Below are 20103 nucleotides of genomic sequence, written 5' to 3' on the forward strand. Positions count from 1 at the left end.
GGGGAATAAACATGGGATTGTTTGGAATGAATAAAGATATGGGGATAGATTTAGGTACGGCGAATACCTTAGTATATGTAAAGGGAAAAGGTATAGTTTTAAGAGAACCTTCAGTTGTAGCGATAAATAATTTGACAAAGAAACCTTTAGCTGTTGGATCAGAAGCAAAGCAGATGATTGGTAGAACTCCAGGAAATATAGTTGCTATTAGACCGTTAAAAGATGGCGTTATAGCAGATTTTGATATTACACAAACAATGCTTAAAAAGTTTATTGATAAAATAACAAATAAAAGCGCTTTCACTAGTCCAAGAATAATAGTATGTTTTCCATCTGGTGTTACAGAGGTTGAGAGAAGAGCTATAGAGGAATCAACTAAACAAGCTGGAGCAAGAGAAGTTGTTCTTATGGAAGAGCCTATGGCTGCGGCTATTGGAGCAGGTCTTCCAGTTGATGAACCTACTGGAAGCATGATTGTTGATATAGGTGGAGGTACTACTGAAGTTGCAGTTGTTTCATTAGGTGGTATAGTAACATCAAAATCTCTAAGAGTAGCTGGAGATGAGCTAGATCAAGCTATAATAAGCTACATAAAGAGAGAATATAACCTTATGATTGGTGAAAGAACAGCAGAAAATATAAAGATGGAGATCGGTTCAGCCTTCAGAGATGATGATGAAGAAGAAAAGACAATGCCTATAAAGGGTAGAGATTTGATTACTGGTCTTCCAAAAACAATAGATGTTACTGAAACACAAATAAGAGAAGCTTTAAAGGAACCAGTTTCTGCTATAATAGAAGCAATTAAGACTACACTAGAAAAAACACCACCAGAACTTGCTGCAGATATAATGGATAAAGGTATAATGCTTGCAGGTGGTGGAGCTCTACTAAAGGGATTAGATGCTTTAATAAATCATGAAACTCATATGCCTGTACATATTGCTGAATCTCCTCTTGATTGTGTGGCTTTAGGAGCTGGTAAAGCTCTAGATAAATTTGATATAATATCAAAACAACAAAGAGGATAATATGAAGCTTCTTAGGAATAAACTGGCAGTAACTGTTATAGTGCTGTCAGTTAGCTTTTTAGCTATCATTATATATAGTGTTAAAAGAGATTCAAGCAATCCCGTAACCAGTGGAGCAGGCACTGCATTAAACCCAATACAAAAAGCCGCTTATACCTTAGCTAATAAAGCTAAAGGCGGACTGGACTTTTTTGTTAATTTTTCTGAAGTTAAACAAGAAAATGAAGAATTAAAAAAGAAAAATATAGATCTTGAAAATAAGCTTATAGAATACGGAAGTTTAAAAAGTGAAAATGATAGATTAAGAAATATGCTAGATTTTAAGAGTCAGAGGTCTAGCTACTTATACGTAGGAGCTTATATAGTAGCGAAACCTGATCAAAATATGTTAAATGGATATATAATTGACAAAGGTACTAAGGATGGAGTTGCTAAAGATATGGTGGTTATTGCACCAGAAGGTTTAGTAGGAAAGATAGTTGAGGCTGATACAAATTGGTCAAAGGTACAGACTCTTATAAACGAAAATTTCGCTGCACATGGAAAAGTAGGTACTAGTGAAGTTTCTGGTATAGTTAGAGGTTATAAAAATAATGATAATGAGGCTTTAGCCATATTAGATTTGCTTCCAATTAATGCAGTTGTAAATAAGGGTGATGTGATAACTACTACAGGCCTTGGAAAGTTATATCCAAAGGATTTAAGAATAGGCACTGTTGTATCAACAGAAGAAGATAAAATTAAAGTTAATAAGAGTGCTATAATAAAGCCTTTTGTTGATTTCAATAAATTGGAAGAATTATATGTAGTAGTACCTAAAGACGGAAATAAGACAGAAATACAATATAAGGACTAAGGGGGACAAACAGGTGAAGAGAGTTGTACTTGCAGTAATATGCTTGATTTTATTAATTCTTGATAACAGTGTTGTCCCTTTCTTTTCAATAATGAATGGGATGCCTAGTATCTTATTATGTTTCGCCATATGTTTTTCTATTATCAATGGAAGATGGGAAGCGACTATAGTTGGGGCTTTTAGTGGAATGCTACAAGATATATTTTTCTATAAGTATTATGGAATTAATGCATTAATAAATTTATTTATTTGTCTATTAGCTTCAATAGTAGGTGAAAATATATTTAAGAATAAGAAATTCATTCCAGTTTTGTCAACTTTTGTATTAACTATACTTAAGATATTGATTGCAATGCTCATACTTTATTTGGCCAAGGTAAAGGTAAGTCTTGGATATAATATACTTATATCAGCAGCATACAATATGATTATAGTATTTTTGATATATAGTAGAGTTTATAAATTTTCTAACAAGAAGTATATGAAGGTTCAGTGGAAGTTCAATAAAGATAAATAGGTGATTATATGAATAACATGAAGAAAAAAAAGAAATCAGTGAATCGATATACAGTAGTAATAATAGTAATGTTTATTATATTTGCGGCTATTACAGCTCGATTGATATATCTTCAGATTTTTAAATATGATGACTATACTGAAAAGGCAAATACAAGTTCACGAAGATTGGTTACAGAAAAAGCACCTAGGGGAAAAATCTATGATTCTCAAGGTAATCTTTTAGCTACTAATAAGCAAGTTTATACTTTGACGTTTACACAAACTGATACTTCATCAAAAAGCTTTTATTCAACAATGAAGCAAGTATTTAAGCTTTTAGATGATAATAAGGATTCTCAGCAGGATACTTTAAACCTTAAACTTGATGATAAAGGAGAACCTTATTTTGACTTCAATGTCTCATCAGATGATAGTAAAAGGGCTCTAGAAATCAGGTTTAAAAGAGATAGAGGCATGCACGATGATGTCAAGAAGGTTCTATTTAAAGATAAGCAAGAGCTTACTGATGGTGATGAAAGTAAAATAGACGACGAGCTACTAAAAATAAGTGCAAAAGATACTTTTTATTACATGGTAAAGTTTTATAGTATGTATGATATGTTAAATCCAACTAGTGCAGAGAAGGAAAAATATAAAAAATTAAGTGGTAAAGAGATAACTGATATGCTTCTAAAGCATTATTCCATAAATGATATAAGAAGATATATGTTAGTTAAGGATGCTATAAAGATGCAGAGCTTCTCAGGGTTTAAGCCTGTTACAATTGCCGCTAACATAAAAAAGGATACAGCATTTATTTTTTATCAGAAGCTGAATAATATGCCAGGTGTAGATGTTTCTCTAGAGCCAATGAGATATTATCCTTATGGTCAGTATAATCTTGCATCAGGGGTAATAGGATATGTTGCATCTATAGATAGTACCAAAAAGGATAGATATGAAGAAAGAGGATATGATGTATCCACAGATGTTATAGGAAAGGCTGGAGTTGAATCCGCTTTCGAGTCTATACTAAGAGGTAGTACTGGGGGAACTACGATTAAAGTAGATTCTCAAGGAAGAAAAACTGAAGAACTATTTGATCTTGAGCCAAGCCCAGGAGAGAATGTACATCTAAGTATAGATAAAAATATTCAATATGCAGCTGAAAAGTCATTACAGGAAAGAATGAATTATGTACAAACTCAAATCAATGATCCTCAGATGTATAAGATTTCTAAAAATTTTAATACCACAAGAGGAGCTGCAGTAGCCATTGAAGCTAAGACTGGAAGGGTTCTGGCTATGGTTAGTAATCCAGGGTATGATGCTAATATATTCTCGGAGCCAGGAAAGCTTACACCGGAATTATCAAAGCAGTTTTTTGCACCTGACTATGAGAGTTTTGGGAAGATGCTTATTGCAAAATATAATTTGGGTAAAACTGTAGATGAGCTGTTTCCTAAGGATTCAAATGGAAATAGACAGGATAAGTATGATTTGTATCCTAAACCATTTTACAATTATGCAACTATGGGATTAATTCCTCCGGGATCAACATTTAAACCTCTTATTTCAGTTGCAGCACTAGAAGAGGGGGTTGTACATCCTAACGATACTTTGTATGGTAAAAAGTACTTCGATACTCATCCGGATATACTAGGCTCTTGGGCTCCGGCAGATGAGCATGAGTACGGAATAGTTGATTTGAAAAGAGCTTTAGCAGTATCATGTAACTTCTATTATTATGAGATGGCTATAAGAATGTATCAAAAGAATGGTTCTAATACAGCAGCACTTGACACTTTAGGAAGATATGCATGGCAGCTTGGTATGGGAACTGATCCTAATAGTAAGCAAAAAGGCAGTACAGGTATAGAAATAGGGGAAAACTTTGGACAAACATATAACTATGAATACTTTAAAAGTCAAAATTTGTATTATTCTAAGTATGAATTTGTTGAGGCTTTCTCAAAAGGATCTTATGGTTCATATAACTTTGTACCACTAGATATTGCTGCTAAAGATGACGATAGTGATAAGTTAAAAGCCACAAAGCAAGCTATAAAAGATGCGATTACTGATGTGTTGAAAAATAGTACAAGTAGAAGTGTAAAGCTTGATGGGTTTGAAACAAAAATCAAAGGATTATTAAATGATTTAGAGAGTAATTCTAAAGATTTTAGCGATAGAATAAAGGCATCTAATAACTCTAATAATAAGTATTCACAAAAGACAGTTGTAAATGCTATTGAGCAGTTTATATTTGATAAAAATGGAGCAATAAATACTCCAGCAGAACTTGTTAATGCCGCTATTGGACAGGGTGTTAATAACTTTAGCTTAGTTCAACTTGCAAGTTATATTTCAACAATAGCTAATGGTGGAACAAGATATAAGGTTCATCTTGTTGATGAGATAACAGATAGCACTGGAAAAGTTATGAAACAATATAAACCAGAGGTGCTAGGCAAGATAAGTATTAAACCTGAAAATCTTGCAGCTATAAAAGAAGGAATGTCTATGGTTAATAACGGAACAGAGGAAGGTACAGCAAGAGCTCACTTCGTAGGATTCCCTATTAAAACTGCAGGTAAGACAGGTACAGCTACTTACAAAGAAACTGTTGGCAACGTTCATCAGGAAGACTATGGTAGAAGTGACTATAGTGTTTACGTGTCCTTTGCACCAGTTGATGATCCACAAATAGTTGTAGCAGTAGTTATGTATGATGGTTATCAAGGTAATATGGGTGCACCAGTTGCTAGAGCAATATATGAAACATATTTTAGAGATCAAATAAAGCAGCAGTATCCAAACTATCAACCGATGTTTGACTATACTTTAAATCCTCCTTTGGAAGATGTTAAGGATGACAATTTAAAGTAAAAATTTGAACACAATCTCAAGGCGATTACTATTAATCTTGAGGTTGTGTTTTTTACTTTTTTAAAATCATCCATGAAGTATAAAGATGTCATAGAATATAATGAAAAAGACTTGTCTTTTTCGTAGGAAATTATTTCGTCTGCCAAGTTTTGCTCATATTCAATTATGTTGAAAAATTTATAGTAATATCAAAAGATTAAAGCAAGCTAAAGTTTATGAACTTATGGACGAAAAGAAATATGTTCAATGTAGACAATTAATTGGAATTTGTGTAAATATTTTTGAGATTTATGTAATTTTTTAAAATATATATTAAAATATGAGCTAAACTTGTAGAAAAATCTTTATATATGTTATGTAGATGATATAATTATTTTATATGGTTAAAAGGATTTTTATAAGCTTTTGTTGAATTAGAACATAGTAGGGTAAGCTTTGGAGGTTTTTATGTTAGACGAGGGGATTTTTATAAAAGGAAATAAAGAAGGTATTGTAGCCCTGATAAATATGGACAAATTTAAAGACTTTGATGAAATGCTCGAAAAACTATTAGAGCGTTTAAGTTCAGGAAAACAGTTTTATACGGGGGCTACTCTAACTTTGATTGCTGATTTGAGGCATATAAACGACAAGCAAATGAGACGTTTGAAAGATGTTCTTTTTGATGAAATAATGATTAAGGACTGTATCTTTCAGGAAAAAGAAGAAAAGGAAAGTAAGACTTTCACCGGTGTGTATGAAGGAAGAACTAAGTTTATCAGAAAAACAGTAAGAGGTGGTCAAAGCATCAATTACCTAGGAAATATTGTTATAATAGGTGATATAAATAATGGGGCAGAGGTTTCTGCAGCTGGAAATATAATAGTATTAGGAAGTATAAAAGGGCAAGTTCGTGCTGGAATTAATGGTAACAAAAAATCAGTTATAGCAGCATTTTCGCTACAGCCAGAGCTTCTTAGCATAGCGGATTTAATTACAATATCACCAGAGGGGGATAAACCTACATATCCAGAAGTAGCCAAGATTAAGGATGGGGAAATAGTTGTTGAGCCATACTTACCTAATAAATACATAAGCACATGGAGGGATTAAGAAAATGGGAGTTTCAATAGTAATAACGTCAGGTAAAGGTGGAGTTGGAAAGACTACTACTACTGCAAATATAGGAACAGCCTTAGCTGCTTTAGGAAAAAAAGTGGTTGTAGTAGATGGGGATACAGGTCTTAGAAATTTAGATGTTCTTATGGGGTTAGAAAATAGGATAGTGTACACTATTATTGATGTAATAGAAAATAGATGTAGAACTAAACAGGCGTTGATAAAGGATAAGAGATTTCCAAACCTTTTCTTACTGCCTACAGCTCAAACTAAAGATAAAGACGATATAAGCACACAGCAAATGCTAAAGCTTGTAAATGAACTTAAGGAAGAGTTTGACTATGTATTGATTGATTGCCCAGCTGGTATAGAGCAAGGCTTTGAAAATGCCATAGTAGGTGCTGAAAGAGCTATAGTTGTTGTTAATCCAGAAATAACATCAGTTAGAGATGCTGATAGAGTTATAGGGAAGCTTGATGCAAAGGGACTTGAAGACCATCAGGTAATAGTTAATAGATTGAATTATGAAATGACTCAAAAGGGTGATATGTTAGATGTACCTGATATAATTGAAACCTTATCTGTGAAGCTTCTAGGAGTTGTTCCAGACGATAAAACTATTACAGTTTCTACTAATAAGGGAGAACCTATAGTTCTAGATGATAAAGCTTTTGCTGGACAAGCATTTAGAAATATAGCTAAAAGAATCACTGGAGAGGAAGTTCCTCTTTTAGATTTAAGTAATGAATCTGCTGGCTTTTTTAATTCTTTAAAGAAATTGTTTAAAAAGAAATAGGGGGGTGTTGTTAATGGATTTATTTAAAGTTTTCTCCAATAAGCCAACACCTAAGGAAGTAGCGAAAGATAGGCTGAAACTGATATTAATACATGATAGAGGAGATTTATCTCCTGAAACCTTAGATAATATAAAGAGTGAGATTTTAGAAGTTTTATCAAAGTATATTGAGATAGATCATGATGATATTGATATAGCGATAACTAAATCAGGAGAAATGGACAATGACTCTCCAGCTTTAGTAGCTAATATTCCAATAAAGAATGTTAGAGGTAGATAATAGTTTGGTCCACACAGCAGATTTAAAGCCTGTTGTGTGGACCAAATTGCAGATGCGCAAAAAAAGGTTAAATAAATAGCAATAGAATCTTTACAATTTTATTGTTTTTCTTTGTACGTTTATAAGCTATAATTGTTTTTAGAGGTTGTAAAGTAAAATAACATATAACTAAAGAAATTTATTAAAAACTAAGGTTGCGGAGGTAGTACCATGCTTAAAAAATTAAAGCTAGATACTAAACTTCTCAGAGAAATGGATTTTAGTATCCTTATTGCAACAATACTTACAGTACTATTTGGAATAGTTAATATCTACGCTGCGATGAAACCGGATGTTTCTGATGTGAAAAAGCAAATTTTATGGTTTGTATTTTCCCTTGTAGTTCTTTATGGGATACTCCTTGTAGACTATAATATTCTCAGAGGATTTGCACCGATTTTGTACTGGGGGTCTATATTATTACTAATCTATACGAGATTTATGGGAGCTACTATTAATGGAGCAAGAGGATGGATTAAAGTTGGGTCTTTATTCTCTATTCAGGCTTCTGAGCTGGCAAAGGTTGCTATAATATTTATGCTGGCAAAGAAGTTGGATGAGATGGATCTTAAGGTCAACAATCTAAAGAATTTTTTTATTTTGGCAGCATATACTTTATTACCTGTTGCGCTTATAGTTATTCAACCGGATATGGGAATGACCATGGTATGCTTTTTTATCGTACTAGGGATTTTCTTTTGTGCAGGGTTAGACATGAGAATTATAATAGGAGGACTTACTTCCTTAGTGTTTGGAGTTTTGTTATTATGGAACTCTGGTCTTATAGAGGACTATCAAAAAAGAAGGCTTGTATCATTTTTAAATCCAGAAGCTGATGAACTTGGATCGGGACTTCAGCTTATGCAGTCAATGACTGGTATAGGATCAGGTGGATTTTTTGGGACTGGATTAAAGCTTTCACCAAATTCAGGGACAAGCTATGTAGGTCAATTTGTTCCAGAAAAGCAGACAGACTTTATATTTGCAGTTATAGGTGAACACTGGGGGACTATTGGGGCTATACTTTTGCTTACACTATATGGAATCATAGTTTATAGAACTATAAGAACAGCAAGAAATTCAAAAGATGTTTTTGGCTCTATGATTTGTGTGGGATTAGCATCTTACTTTTTATTTGCTATATTACAAAATATAGGAATGACTATTGGTATAATGCCTATAACTGGTATAACATTACCGCTTGTTAGCTATGGAGGCAGTTCACTTTTAACTACCATAATGTCTATAGCTTTAATAATAAATATTGGTATGAGAAAGAAAAAAATTAATTTTTAGGGGGAAAAGGGTATTATGAATATTTCACTTATTGCTCATGATGAGAAAAAAGAAGATATGCTTGAGTTTGTTAGCAGATACAAGCATATATTTGAGAGGCATACACTATATGCTACAGGAACCACTGGAAAAAGAATAACAGAGGAAACAGGGTTGCCAGTACATAGATTTTTATCTGGTCCTCTTGGTGGAGATCAACAAATAGGAAGCAAAATAGCTGAGGGAAACATGGATTTAGTTATATTCTTAAGAGATCCATTAACTTCTCAACCACATGAGCCAGATGTTACAGCGTTGATAAGATTATGTGATGTTCATCATATACCTGTAGCTACTAACATAGGTAGTGCTGAGGTTTTTGTAAAATCACTAAAGTAGCTCTTATACATAGTTAGTTAATAATTAAAAACACTTTCTAAGACTAATCTTAGGAAGTGTTTTTTCTTTATCTCCTTATCATATAATCCTAATAATGAAAATATATATAATATGAACTTTGATATAGGGTCTTAAAAGTATAATTATGAACATGGGAGGATAAATATGGGGAATTATAATGGTGAGTATGAGAGTTACTATGCAAAAATATTACAAAGAAAACGTGAGCAAAATCCTTATGCAGCATATGGAGTTCAGGAACCTCATAGTAGAGAAAATGGGATAAGCGGTATAAATAATATAAATAGCAATTTTTTGACTAGAAGAATAATGCAGGAACTTCTTGGAGTTTTGTGCTTAACTGCTTTTGCAATAGTATGTAAGACAGTTTCAACACCAGAGACCACAATAGCCTATAAGTATGCTAAAGACATTGTTAATAATAATATAGACTATAGTAAGTTTGTGGATCCTAAAATTGCAGGCTATGTAAGTTCTTTAGATTTTAAAGATACTGCAAGCATAAGGGATAAGTTAGAGGATTCTATAGAAACTTTTAAAGCTAACATTACTGGAGGAAAAACACTTAAAGAAAAATCTAAAGAAAGTTTTGTAAGCCCCGTGAAAGGTACGATAAATGCTGAATTAAGTAGTAAGCAAAAAGATAAAGCGTTAATTATAGAAGTAAAGGAAAATACTGAAGTCATGGCTCCTAATGGAGGAACTATAAAAAAGACTGGAGAAGACAAAGATAATGGAGCATTTGTTCTTATAGATCATGGAGATGGTATTGAGTCAAAATGTTCTGGTATCAAGGAAGTTTCGGTAAAAGAAGGGGATAAAGTTGAAAAGGGACAATTTTTAGGCAAGAGTACTACTGTAAAAAGTTTAAATAAAGCATGCATCATATTTTCTTTAAATTATATGGGAGAAGATAAAGATCCGAAGGATTATGTAACATTTGATTAGCAATTCTTTAGGAGAATTACATGGTGAAAATAAGCAAATGGTTAATTCCTCAGGTGTTAGTATTCCTTATTTTAGGATTTAAATCTAAAATATTTTTAGCTTTTTTATGGATAATACTGCATGAAATCACTCATTATATTGTAGCAAAGTGGATGAAATTAAGTGTTGATAATTTTAAGATTCACCCTTTTGGAACGTCACTAGAATTGAGTGATTTTGATGAGTTGACCCATAAGGAAGAGATAATTCTTTCCATAGCTGGACCTTTTTTTAATCTACTGATGTTCGGACTTTTCTATATGGCATATAAGATTGTGCCAACAGAGTTTGTTAGTAATTCTATGGAGATCAATCTTGTTCTGTTTATATTTAATATGTTGCCGGCATACCCGCTAGACGGTTCTAAAGTTTTAAGAACAGTTTTAAGTTCTAAGATATTTTATAAGAAGGCACATATTATAACATCTTATATAAGCTATGGTGTAGGGGGAATTGGATTTTTGTTATTTGCCTACTTACTTACAATACATAAATTTAATCTTAGTATATTGCTTACATCATGTTTCATAGTTTATATAACATATAATGAAAAAAGAAAGGTAATGTATATAATTATGGGAGATATAATAAAGAAGCGGAGTAGATTGACTAAGAGAAAATATATTTATAATAAGTCAATCTCTGTTTACTGCAAATTAGGATTGATAAATGTATTAGGATTAGTAGACAAAAATAAATTTAATAGTTTTTTTATTTTAGATGATGATCTTAAAGTAATGGATATTATTCATGAGGACGAGCTTATTGAAGCTCTAAAAGTTCATGGAAATATAACCTTAGAAGAATACATAAATCTTAAAAACAGCTGGATGAAAAAATAGCTATTGGTTAATAGTTAATGGTATGATAAAATATAATGATGTAAATTTAAGAAGTATATAAGTATACTTCTTTTTTACTGTTAAATAAAGTATAAGGCTTTTTATAGCTAAATCTAGTAATTTAAAGAGCTTAGTATAGCCATTAAGTTAAACAGTAAAAAAATATTTTTTCTGCCAGAATTGTTGAGAAAAAGCAGATGTGTAAAAGAACAGTGATTTAAGAGCCAGTCATTTAATAATAAGTTAAGTCTAGGAGGAAAAAGTTATGGTTAGAATAACAGATGATATTTTATATAAAGTTGAAAAACCTGCTAGGTATGTTGGGGGAGAACTAAATCAGGTTATAAAAGACCCTAAAAAAGTAGACATTAGGTTTGCTTTCTGTTTCCCTGATGTATATGAAGTTGGAATGTCCCATTTAGGGTCAAGAATACTTTATCATACCTTAAATGAGAGAAGCGATACATATTGCGAGAGAAGTTATGCGCCGTGGCCTGATATGGAGAAGGAGCTTAGAAAAAATAATATACCTTTATTTGCTCTTGAAACAAAGGATTCATTAAATGAATTTGATTTTCTTGGTTTTACTCTTCAGTATGAGATGAGTTATACAAATATATTAAATATGCTTAATCTATCAGGAGTAACTATAAGAGCTTCTGAAAGAGGGGAAGACGAACCTATAGTTATGGCAGGGGGGCCTTGTGCATACAACCCAGAGCCTTTATATGATATTGTAGACTTCTTTGAAATAGGAGAAGGTGAGGACATGATGAATGATGTCCTTGATGTATATAAAAAGTACAAGGGAAAAGGAAAGAAAAAAGAGTTCTTGAGAGAAATCTCTAAAATAAGAGGAATTTATGTACCTTCACTTTATGAAGTTGAGTACAATGAAGATAATACAATAAAATCCTTTAAGCCAAAGTTTGAAGATGTACCTTCTAAAGTTCAAAAAAGAATGATAAATGATTTTGATAAGGTATCTTTCCCAGATAAGTTTATAGTTCCATACACTGAAATAGTTCATGACAGAGTAGTGCTTGAAGTGTTTAGAGGATGCACTAATGGCTGCAGATTCTGTCAAGCAGGTATGATATATAGACCAGTAAGAGAAAAGTCTAGAGAGACTCTTCTTAAAAATGCTAGACAGCTTGTAGATGCTACTGGATATGATGAAATATCACTTTCATCTTTGAGTACTTGTGATTACTCTGATATACAAGGTTTAGTTACTGATTTAGTAAATGAGCATAGTGGCAATAATGTTGGTGTTGCCTTGCCTTCAATAAGAGTAGATGCATTCTCAGTGGATCTCATAAAAGAGATACAAAAGGTTAGAAAGAGCGGATTAACATTTGCTCCAGAAGCTGGTTCTCAAAGAATGAGAGATGTAATAAATAAAGGACTTACAGAGGAAAGAATACTAGAAGCTGCTAGAAGTGCTTTTGAAGCTGGCTGGAGTACTTTAAAGCTATACTTTATGATAGGTCTTCCTTATGAAACTATTGAGGATGTTAAAGAAATTGGTTTCTTAGCAGAGAAGATAGCCGCTGAATATTTTAGTATTCCTAAAAATGTTAGAAATAAGGGTCTTAGAGTTACTGTAAGTACATCTATATTAGTTCCTAAACCATTTACTCCATTCCAATGGGCTCCTATGGAGAAGATAGATTTAGTTTCAGATAAGATATCAGCTGTAAAGAGCTCCATTAAATCAAGATCAATAGTATACAACTATCATGAGCAAAAAACTTCATATATGGAAGCATTATTTGCAAGAGGAGACAGAAGACTTTGTGATGTTCTTGTAAAAGCTTATGAAAAAGGGGCTAAGTTTGATGGTTGGTCAGAATACTTTAATTTTGAGCTGTGGAAAGAAGCTATAGAAGAATGTGGACTTGATGGAGATTTCTATTGCTATAGAGAAAGAGCTTACGATGAAGTATTACCTTGGGACTTTATAGATATTGGAGTTAATAGAAAGTATCTAGAAATTGAAAATGAAAAGGCTAAAAAGGCATCAGTTACACAGAACTGTAGAGTAGGATGTACTGGTTGTGGTATTGATGTGAACTTTAAGGAAGGGAAGTGCTTTGCTGGTGCGATATCTAATTAAATTTACAAAAGAGAGTGATATTAAGTTTATCTCACATCTTGATCTTATGAGAACTATACAAAGGGTTATAAGAAGAGCAGGGCTTCCTATAGAGTATTCAAAGGGCTTTAATCCACATATGAATTTGTCTATAGCAAATCCACTATCAGTAGGTTTTTATTCAGAAGGAGATTATTTAGATATAGGTCTTTCAGAAGAACTTTCTGAAGATGAAATCAGAGAGAGATTGAATAGTAATTCAGCTCAAGGGATAAGATTCTTAGAGGTTTCTAAGGTTATAAATAAGGAAAATGAAAAAAAGGTACCTCAAGCAATGGCCTTGATTGATGCGGCTAGATATATAATTAAGATTAAGTATAGTGACACAACGCTTACTTTAGCTGAAATAGAAAGTCTTATGCAAGAAGCTGAATGGGTTACCCTTAAGAAAAGCAAAAATGGTGAAAAAATGGCTGATATAAAGCCTATGGTAAAGGAATTAAAGTATTGGATTAATGAAGATAGGCTTATATTAAATGCATTGATAAGCTGTGGTAGCAGGGAGCATCTTTCTCCAGAATTACTGGCAACATATATAAGAAGTAAAACTACAAACTATGAGGAAGAAGCTTTTATTGATATAAAAAGAGAAGAGCTTTATGCTTATAAAGCAGAAGCATTAGTTCCTCTTTATAAATATATATAGCTTTGGTAATAAATTATGAGAGAACTGTTCATAGAGAGAAGACAATCAATTTTTAGGATTGCTATTAAGGAAAAGGGATTACTTACAGAGTGTTTCGTGGAAGAGGAGAACAATGAACCTCTTCCAGGCGAGATATATAAGGGAACCATAAAAAATATTGTCACAGCCATAGGAAGTGCATTTATAGACATTGGTCATGAGAAAAATGGGTATATGCATTTTGATATGGATAAAAAATCTTTTAAAAAAGGTCAAGATATAATTGTTGAGATAATAAGTGAAGGTTTCGGAAGTAAAGGACCTAAGGTTGCAGCACCAGTAAGTCTTCCAGGTAGATTTGTTGTACTCACTAGAGGTAAGGATGAAGTTCTAATATCAAAACGAATAGAGGATAGTGAGTTAAGAGATTGCTTGACTACTTCCATTAGCCCCATAAAAGGCTTTTCTATAACTATAAGAACTAATGCTCAATTTGCATCAATTGACGCAATAACTGAAGAAATAAACAAGCTTAAGGATATATATGAATCCATTGAAAAAGAAGCTTTGTATAGCTTGAAGAATAAAAAGATATACGGTGAAAATGCATTGCTTCATAAGGTCTTAAGAGATAATATAAACAATGATACTTCCAAAATAGTAGTTGATTCTTCTGAAGATTATGAAGCTGTCAAAGACTATATAGACGGTAATAAAAATATTAGTTTAATAATGCATGAGGAAGTAAGAAGCCTGTTTGATTACTATGGAATTGAAAAGGAGATATTAAATCTAAGAAGTTCTAAAGTTAATCTAAAATGTGGTGGGAATATAGTGATAGAAAGGACAGAGGCTATGTATGTTATAGATGTAAATTCTGCAAAGAATATCACTGGAAGAAATTTTGCCAAGACTGCAGAAGAAACTAATATTGAAGCAGCTAAAGAGATAGGAAGACAGATAAGACTTAGAAACCTTAGTGGAATAATAGTTGTTGATTTTATAGATATGGAAAGTGCACAAGCTAAAAACAAAGTGTATAATGCTGTAAAGGAAAGTTTAGAGGGGGACATAAGCAGAACTCGAGTATTTCAATTTACAGAGTTAAACCTTTTGCAGATATCAAGAAGCAGAAGAGGAAAAAGTATCTATGATTACATAGAAGAAGACTGTGAAGTTTGCAACGGACACGGGAAAAGGCTAAAGGGTTCATATATAAAGCATTTGATTAAGAATGAGATAATCAGAGCAGAAGGCGAAGGAACTATTAAGGATTTCTACATAGAATTAAAAGATGTATATGAGAAATATGTAATAGGTGATAAGCTAAGCTTTCTTAGAGATATAGGTGGGTTAGATAAAAATATATATTTAAAGTTTATTGATACCACAGACCATTATTATAAATTAGAGCCATTGCTATTCAAAAAACAGATAGAAGCTGTAAAAGATTATAAACTACAACTAGATTAGGTACATCTATAGATGTACAACTTCATACTAAAATTTGTATTTTCTAAAACTCCTCTCAGAACTTAGAGTAGTTTTAGAAAATAGATTTCGGATTGAAGTAGTACACCTTTAAAAATAACTTTACAAAATATGTCCGATATGGTAGAATGACTTTTGTGAACCGCACACGTAAGGTCCAAAAATCGATTTTATTATCGTACCCGTAGTGGCGAGACCGTAATGAGGAGGTGTTTTTATGTACGCAGTAGTTAAGACAGGTGGAAAGCAATTCAGAGTTCAAGAAGGCGATGTTATATTCGTTGAAAAGTTAGAAGCTGAAGTAGAATCAACAGTTGAGTTAACAGAAGTTCTAGCAGTAGCTAAGGATGGTGAGCTTAAGGTTGGTACACCAGTAGTAGAAGGTGCTAAGGTAGTTGCTAAGGTAGCTGCTCAAGGTAAGGCTAAGAAGATTATAGTTTTCAAGTACAAGAGAAAGAAAGACTATAGAAGAAAGAACGGCCACAGACAACCTTATACAAAGCTAGTTATAGAAAAAATAGAAGCTTAATATGGTTAAATTAGATTTTTATAAGAATAAGGATATAATAACTGGATTTAAGATAGACAATCATGCTCTTGTAGAAAGAGAAATGATTATGGCTGGAGAAGCATATGATATGATATGTAATTCAGTTTCTGTATTATCTCAAAGTGTACTTATAGGCTTAGATGAAGTACTTAAACTTAATGTTCCATATGAAATATCAAATGGATATATTAAGTTAGATCTCAAAGAACTTGATGAAGATGAAATTCAAAAAGCTCAGGTCTTATTAAAGACTTTTGAACTTAGCATAGAAAGTATTTTAATATCCTTAGAACAAAGTTTTGGAAAAAATAAAACAGACCAATATATATGTGTAAAAAAAGAGGAGGTGTAGTACTATGCTAATCATGAACCTTCAATTGTTCGCTCATAAAAAGGGAGTTGGTAGCTCCAAGAACGGTAGAGATTCTGAGTCAAAGAGACTTGGTGTTAAGTCAGCTGATGGACAATTCGTTCTTGCTGGAAACATCATTGTTAGACAAAGAGGAACAAAGATACATCCAGGTGCTAATGTAGGTAAAGGAAGCGATGATACTTTATTTGCAAAGATCGATGGAGTTGTTAAGTTTGAAAGAGTTGGAAAAGACAAGAAGAAAGCTTCTGTTTATCCAGTAGAAATTCAAGAAATAGCTGAATAATTCTAGTTATTTAAAGCACCCTTTTTTAACAAAGGGTGCTTTTAAAATATATATATATATGTGCATAATATAAATGAAGCAGTTTGTACTTGTTTTAAAATATCTAAAAGTTGGGCATTTTAAAACAAGTACAAACAACACTATAAGGTAAGGTGATGAACTTATGTTTATTGATACGGCCAAAGTTTTTGTGAAAAGCGGAGATGGTGGTAATGGATCAGTCTCTTTTAGAAGAGAAAAATATATACCTCTTGGAGGTCCAGATGGAGGCGACGGAGGAAGAGGTGGAGATGTTATACTAAAGGTTGATACAGGTATAACTACCCTTCTTGATTTTAAATATAATAAGAAGTTTTTAGCAGAAAGAGGCGTGAATGGATCAGGCTCAAAATGCTATGGAAAAGATGGCGAAGATCTTATAATTAAAGTACCTATGGGAACTTTAGTAAGAGATGTTGAAACTCAGAAGATAATGGCTGATCTTTCACATGCTGAGGACGAATATGTAATCTGCAGAGGTGGAAAAGGTGGAAAAGGAAATGCAAAATTTGCAACTCCTACTAGACAGGCACCAAACTTTGCGGAACCAGGAATGCCAGGAGAAGAAAGATGGATTGAACTTGAACTTAAACTTCTTGCAGATGTTGGGCTTCTTGGATTCCCTAACGTTGGAAAGTCTACTTTCTTATCAGTAGTGACTAAGGCTAAGCCAAAGATTGCAAACTATCACTTTACAACTTTAAAACCAAATCTTGGGGTTGTAAGTGTTCCGGGAATAGAAGCTTTTGTAATGGCTGATATACCAGGTATAATAGAAGGAGCAGCTGAAGGTGTAGGTTTAGGGCTAGATTTCCTAAGACATATAGAAAGAACAAGACTTTTGGTTCACGTAGTTGATATTTCAGGTGTTGAAGGAAGAGATGCTGTAGAAGATTTTATTAAAATAAATGAAGAACTTAAAAAGTACAGTGTTAAGCTTTGGGATAGACCTCAGATAGTTGTGGCTAACAAAGCTGATATGTTATATGACCAAGAAGTCTTTGAAGACTTTAAGAAAAAGATAAACGAAATGGGCTATGATAAGGTATTTAAGATGAGTGGTGCAACTTATGAAGGTGTAGAAGCCGTTGTAAAAGAAGCTGCAAGAATGCTTAAAGAAATACCTATTACTGAATTAGAAATTAAAGAAGAAGATAAATTTATACCAGAAGAAAAGAGATTTACTTACGATATAAGAGTAGAAGAAGAAGATGGTATTAAGGTTTATGTTGTAGAGGGAACTTTTGTAGAAAGACTTCTAAACTCTGTAAATGTTAATGAACCAGATTCCTTAAAGTATTTCCATAAGGTTCTTAGAAACAAAGGTGTACTTGATGAGCTAAGAGAGATGGGAATAGAAGACGGTGATATGGTAAGACTTAGAGACTTCGAATTCGAGTACTTACTATAGGCTCTGTTAAAGTACCATATTGAAATTAAGTGGTCAGTCATCCGATGCTTAGATGAGCTTGCTCATATAGCATCTCCTTCATGACCACTTAATTTCAAAAAATATTCTTAAACATACCCTTAATATAAACCAGCATTATTACTATATATTTATATAAATATAAGAATTTTTAATCATATGATTATATAAAGTTATATTTTGCATATTTGACCATGTTCAAAGTAATGTATTGAAAAAAGTGGTTAATCATTGGATGTCTTAATGAGCTTACGTAATAGTTTGCTAATATAGTATCTCTTGTATAACCACTTAATTTAAACAATACTCTTGAATACGGTCTTATATTTGTATCTTTATATAATTAATGTAATACATTTAAATGGAGGTAGTAAAGTGATAACTACAAAGCAAAGAGCTTATCTTAGATCTTTAGCAAATGGAATAACTCCTATATTTCAATTAGGTAAGAATGGTATTGAAGAAGCATTCCTAAGACAAATAGAAGAGGCATTAGAAGCTAGAGAACTAATTAAGATAACAGTATTAGAAAATAGTGGTTTTGAAACAAGAGAAGCTTCAGACTTTATATGTGAGAAAATAGGGTGCGAAGGTGTTCAATCTATAGGTAGTAAAATAGTACTTTATAAGAAGTCAGAGAAAAAGCCTAAAATAGAACTTCCACAAGGTAATAAGTAGAATATCATGGCAAGTAAGATAGGAATACTTGGGGGAACCTTTGATCCTATTCATAATGGTCATATATATATAGCATATGAAGCTAAAAGAATCTTGGGATTAGATGAAGTTATTTTTATGCCAAGTGGCAATCCACCTCATAAGAGAAGTAAGCATATAACCGAAGGTTCTATAAGATATAAGATGGTAAAGCTATCTATAAAAGATTATGAAGGTTTTACTGTCAGTGATTATGAGATCAATAAAGATGGCTTTAGTTACACTTATGAAACTTTACTGCATCTGAAAGATGTATATAAGGATTCGGAACTATATTTCATAAGTGGTGCTGATTGCTTAGTAGATCTTAATAAGTGGAAAAATGTCGATATAATACTAGATAACTGTAATCTAGTAGTGTTTAACAGGCCAGGTTTTTCTGAAGAACTTCTTGTGGATGAAAAAAAATCAATTGAGGCTAAGTATGATACAAAAATTATATTTTTAAATCTCTTACTGATGGATATTTCATCAACGTTGATAAGAGAAAGAATTGATCATGGCTTCAAAGTTGACTTTTTTATACCTTATGAGGTTGATAAATTTATTAATGATAATAAGTTATATAAAAATATTTAAGTATCTTGTATTCATATAATTGCTACTTTTATTTTAGGATAACTAGATTTTTATAATAGTTTAGGAATGGGGGAATTTTTGTGTGGTCATATGAGGAAATAGATGACTATCTAAAGAAAAATCTCACTGAAAGCAGATATGAGCATACCTTAGGTGTAGTATATGCTGCTGAGCTTTTGGCAGAAAAAAATGGTGAATCTAAAGATAAAGCTAGGCTTGCGGCTTTAGTTCATGATTGTGCTAAAAATATGAGAATAGATGCCCAGTTTGAATTTTTAAAGTCTAGAAGTATAGAAATAGACGACATTACAAGAAAATCACCTCAAATACTACATGGGTTAATAGGTTCTATTATAGCCAAGGAAACTATGCACATTGAAGATGAAGAAGTGTTAAGTGCTGTGAGATATCACACCACTGGAAAAAAGTCTATGAGTTTACTTGAGAAAATAATATATATAGCTGATTACATTGAACCGAATAGAGATTATAAGGGGGTAGAGGACTTAAGGAATATAACTTATGCTGATTTAGATAAGGGAGTTCTGCAAGGCTTTGACAACACTATAACCTATGTTATTAAGTTAGGGCAACTTGTCCACCCTTTAACCATAGAAGCTAGAAATGACTTGTTGTTAAAAATAAAGGGCTGTTAAATCACTTAATTTAAATAACAATCTTTAACATAAATAAGAAGCGTAGATTAATATTAATGCATTAATCTATGCTTTTTATTTTACTGCTAAATTTATTAAGATATCTGTTTATGATGATTATGCTGATTGAGGAATAGATTATTAATATATTTGATGCTTTTAATTGTTGCAAAAATGTTATAATTATTTTAC

21 protein-coding genes are annotated in these 20103 nt (G+C 32.4%); all 21 read left to right on the forward strand.

Going from position 1 to position 20103, the window contains the following annotated elements; genetic code table 11:
• Positions 1-11: 11 nt before the first annotated feature.
• The 21 genes from C1I91_RS07540 (at position 12) to yqeK (ending at position 19911) form a co-directional block, all read left to right on the forward strand.
• Positions 12-1031 (forward strand): rod shape-determining protein, encoded by a 1020-nt coding sequence (locus C1I91_RS07540; protein WP_128212315.1) that lies wholly within the window; start codon positions 12-14, stop codon positions 1029-1031.
• Between the two features lies 1 nt (position 1032).
• Entirely contained in the window at positions 1033-1887 is an 855-nt protein-coding gene (mreC, locus tag C1I91_RS07545) for a rod shape-determining protein MreC (RefSeq protein ID WP_128212316.1), read from the forward strand.
• A 13-nt stretch (positions 1888-1900) separates the two neighbouring features.
• Complete coding sequence (mreD, locus tag C1I91_RS07550; RefSeq protein WP_164880477.1) at positions 1901-2404, forward strand: rod shape-determining protein MreD; 504 nt, start codon at positions 1901-1903, stop codon at positions 2402-2404.
• Positions 2405-2421: 17 nt separating this feature from the next.
• On the forward strand, positions 2422-5274 hold the full coding sequence (locus C1I91_RS07555; protein WP_238475940.1) for a penicillin-binding transpeptidase domain-containing protein: 2853 nt from the start codon (positions 2422-2424) through the stop codon (positions 5272-5274).
• A gap of 447 nt (positions 5275-5721) precedes the next feature.
• Positions 5722-6366 carry a septum site-determining protein MinC gene (gene minC / locus C1I91_RS07560; RefSeq protein WP_128212319.1) on the forward strand — a complete coding sequence of 215 codons (645 nt, stop codon included), beginning with the start codon at positions 5722-5724 and terminating at the stop codon, positions 6364-6366.
• Between the two features lie 4 nt (positions 6367-6370).
• Complete coding sequence (minD, locus tag C1I91_RS07565) at positions 6371-7168, forward strand: septum site-determining protein MinD (protein ID WP_128212320.1); 798 nt, start codon at positions 6371-6373, stop codon at positions 7166-7168.
• A 13-nt stretch (positions 7169-7181) separates the two neighbouring features.
• On the forward strand, positions 7182-7448 hold the full coding sequence (gene minE / locus C1I91_RS07570; RefSeq protein WP_128212321.1) for a cell division topological specificity factor MinE: 267 nt from the start codon (positions 7182-7184) through the stop codon (positions 7446-7448).
• A 210-nt stretch (positions 7449-7658) separates the two neighbouring features.
• Complete coding sequence (gene rodA / locus C1I91_RS07575) at positions 7659-8783, forward strand: rod shape-determining protein RodA (protein ID WP_128212322.1); 1125 nt, start codon at positions 7659-7661, stop codon at positions 8781-8783.
• Between the two features lie 15 nt (positions 8784-8798).
• A complete protein-coding gene (mgsA, locus tag C1I91_RS07580) occupies positions 8799-9161 on the forward strand; it encodes a methylglyoxal synthase (RefSeq protein WP_128212323.1) in 363 nt (120 codons plus the stop codon).
• A 165-nt stretch (positions 9162-9326) separates the two neighbouring features.
• Complete coding sequence (locus tag C1I91_RS07585) at positions 9327-10130, forward strand: M23 family metallopeptidase (RefSeq protein WP_128212324.1); 804 nt, start codon at positions 9327-9329, stop codon at positions 10128-10130.
• Between the two features lie 20 nt (positions 10131-10150).
• Positions 10151-11011, forward strand: a complete 861-nt coding sequence (locus C1I91_RS07590) for a M50 family metallopeptidase (protein WP_128212325.1) — start codon at positions 10151-10153, stop codon at positions 11009-11011.
• Between the two features lie 265 nt (positions 11012-11276).
• Positions 11277-13130: a TIGR03960 family B12-binding radical SAM protein gene (locus tag C1I91_RS07595; RefSeq protein WP_128212326.1), complete on the forward strand. Its 1854-nt coding sequence runs from the start codon at positions 11277-11279 to the stop codon at positions 13128-13130.
• Positions 13114-13815, forward strand: a complete 702-nt coding sequence (locus tag C1I91_RS07600; protein WP_128212327.1) for a TIGR03936 family radical SAM-associated protein — start codon at positions 13114-13116, stop codon at positions 13813-13815. Before C1I91_RS07595 ends, C1I91_RS07600 begins: the two co-directional genes overlap by 17 nt.
• A gap of 15 nt (positions 13816-13830) precedes the next feature.
• Positions 13831-15267 (forward strand): ribonuclease E/G, encoded by a 1437-nt coding sequence (locus C1I91_RS07605; protein ID WP_128212328.1) that lies wholly within the window; start codon positions 13831-13833, stop codon positions 15265-15267.
• Between the two features lie 235 nt (positions 15268-15502).
• Positions 15503-15814 carry a 50S ribosomal protein L21 gene (gene rplU, locus C1I91_RS07610; RefSeq protein WP_128212329.1) on the forward strand — a complete coding sequence of 104 codons (312 nt, stop codon included), beginning with the start codon at positions 15503-15505 and terminating at the stop codon, positions 15812-15814.
• Between the two features lies 1 nt (position 15815).
• Positions 15816-16187: a ribosomal-processing cysteine protease Prp gene (locus C1I91_RS07615; protein WP_128212330.1), complete on the forward strand. Its 372-nt coding sequence runs from the start codon at positions 15816-15818 to the stop codon at positions 16185-16187.
• Between the two features lie 4 nt (positions 16188-16191).
• Positions 16192-16491: a 50S ribosomal protein L27 gene (gene rpmA, locus C1I91_RS07620; RefSeq protein ID WP_128212331.1), complete on the forward strand. Its 300-nt coding sequence runs from the start codon at positions 16192-16194 to the stop codon at positions 16489-16491.
• 163 nt (positions 16492-16654) lie between these two features.
• Positions 16655-17941 carry a GTPase ObgE gene (obgE, locus tag C1I91_RS07625; protein WP_128212332.1) on the forward strand — a complete coding sequence of 429 codons (1287 nt, stop codon included), beginning with the start codon at positions 16655-16657 and terminating at the stop codon, positions 17939-17941.
• 393 nt (positions 17942-18334) lie between these two features.
• A complete protein-coding gene (gene yhbY / locus C1I91_RS07630) occupies positions 18335-18637 on the forward strand; it encodes a ribosome assembly RNA-binding protein YhbY (protein WP_128212333.1) in 303 nt (100 codons plus the stop codon).
• A gap of 6 nt (positions 18638-18643) precedes the next feature.
• Positions 18644-19255: a nicotinate-nucleotide adenylyltransferase gene (gene nadD, locus C1I91_RS07635; RefSeq protein WP_128212334.1), complete on the forward strand. Its 612-nt coding sequence runs from the start codon at positions 18644-18646 to the stop codon at positions 19253-19255.
• An 80-nt stretch (positions 19256-19335) separates the two neighbouring features.
• Positions 19336-19911, forward strand: coding sequence for a bis(5'-nucleosyl)-tetraphosphatase (symmetrical) YqeK (gene yqeK / locus C1I91_RS07640; protein WP_128212335.1), 576 nt, complete (start codon positions 19336-19338; stop codon positions 19909-19911).
• The last annotated feature ends 192 nt before the right edge of the window (positions 19912-20103 follow it).

Source organism: Clostridium manihotivorum (assembly GCF_004015185.1).
GTDB lineage: Bacteria > Bacillota > Clostridia > Clostridiales > Clostridiaceae > Clostridium_AR > Clostridium_AR manihotivorum.

Bases quoted from the DNA above. Each gene is read 5' to 3' on its own strand.
- C1I91_RS07540 (WP_128212315.1), top strand. From the start codon at position 12: ATGGGATTGTTTGGAATGAATAAAGATATGGGGATAGATTTAGGTACG.
- mreC (WP_128212316.1), top strand. From the start codon at position 1,033: ATGAAGCTTCTTAGGAATAAACTGGCAGTAACTGTTATAGTGCTGTCA.
- C1I91_RS07555 (WP_238475940.1), top strand. From the start codon at position 2,422: ATGAAGAAAAAAAAGAAATCAGTGAATCGATATACAGTAGTAATAATA.
- minC (WP_128212319.1), top strand. From the start codon at position 5,722: ATGTTAGACGAGGGGATTTTTATAAAAGGAAATAAAGAAGGTATTGTA.
- minD (WP_128212320.1), top strand. From the start codon at position 6,371: ATGGGAGTTTCAATAGTAATAACGTCAGGTAAAGGTGGAGTTGGAAAG.
- minE (WP_128212321.1), top strand. From the start codon at position 7,182: ATGGATTTATTTAAAGTTTTCTCCAATAAGCCAACACCTAAGGAAGTA.
- rodA (WP_128212322.1), top strand. From the start codon at position 7,659: ATGCTTAAAAAATTAAAGCTAGATACTAAACTTCTCAGAGAAATGGAT.
- mgsA (WP_128212323.1), top strand. From the start codon at position 8,799: ATGAATATTTCACTTATTGCTCATGATGAGAAAAAAGAAGATATGCTT.
- C1I91_RS07585 (WP_128212324.1), top strand. From the start codon at position 9,327: ATGGGGAATTATAATGGTGAGTATGAGAGTTACTATGCAAAAATATTA.
- C1I91_RS07590 (WP_128212325.1), top strand. From the start codon at position 10,151: ATGGTGAAAATAAGCAAATGGTTAATTCCTCAGGTGTTAGTATTCCTT.
- C1I91_RS07595 (WP_128212326.1), top strand. From the start codon at position 11,277: ATGGTTAGAATAACAGATGATATTTTATATAAAGTTGAAAAACCTGCT.
- C1I91_RS07605 (WP_128212328.1), top strand. From the start codon at position 13,831: ATGAGAGAACTGTTCATAGAGAGAAGACAATCAATTTTTAGGATTGCT.
- rplU (WP_128212329.1), top strand. From the start codon at position 15,503: ATGTACGCAGTAGTTAAGACAGGTGGAAAGCAATTCAGAGTTCAAGAA.
- C1I91_RS07615 (WP_128212330.1), top strand. From the start codon at position 15,816: ATGGTTAAATTAGATTTTTATAAGAATAAGGATATAATAACTGGATTT.
- rpmA (WP_128212331.1), top strand. From the start codon at position 16,192: ATGCTAATCATGAACCTTCAATTGTTCGCTCATAAAAAGGGAGTTGGT.
- obgE (WP_128212332.1), top strand. From the start codon at position 16,655: ATGTTTATTGATACGGCCAAAGTTTTTGTGAAAAGCGGAGATGGTGGT.
- nadD (WP_128212334.1), top strand. From the start codon at position 18,644: ATGGCAAGTAAGATAGGAATACTTGGGGGAACCTTTGATCCTATTCAT.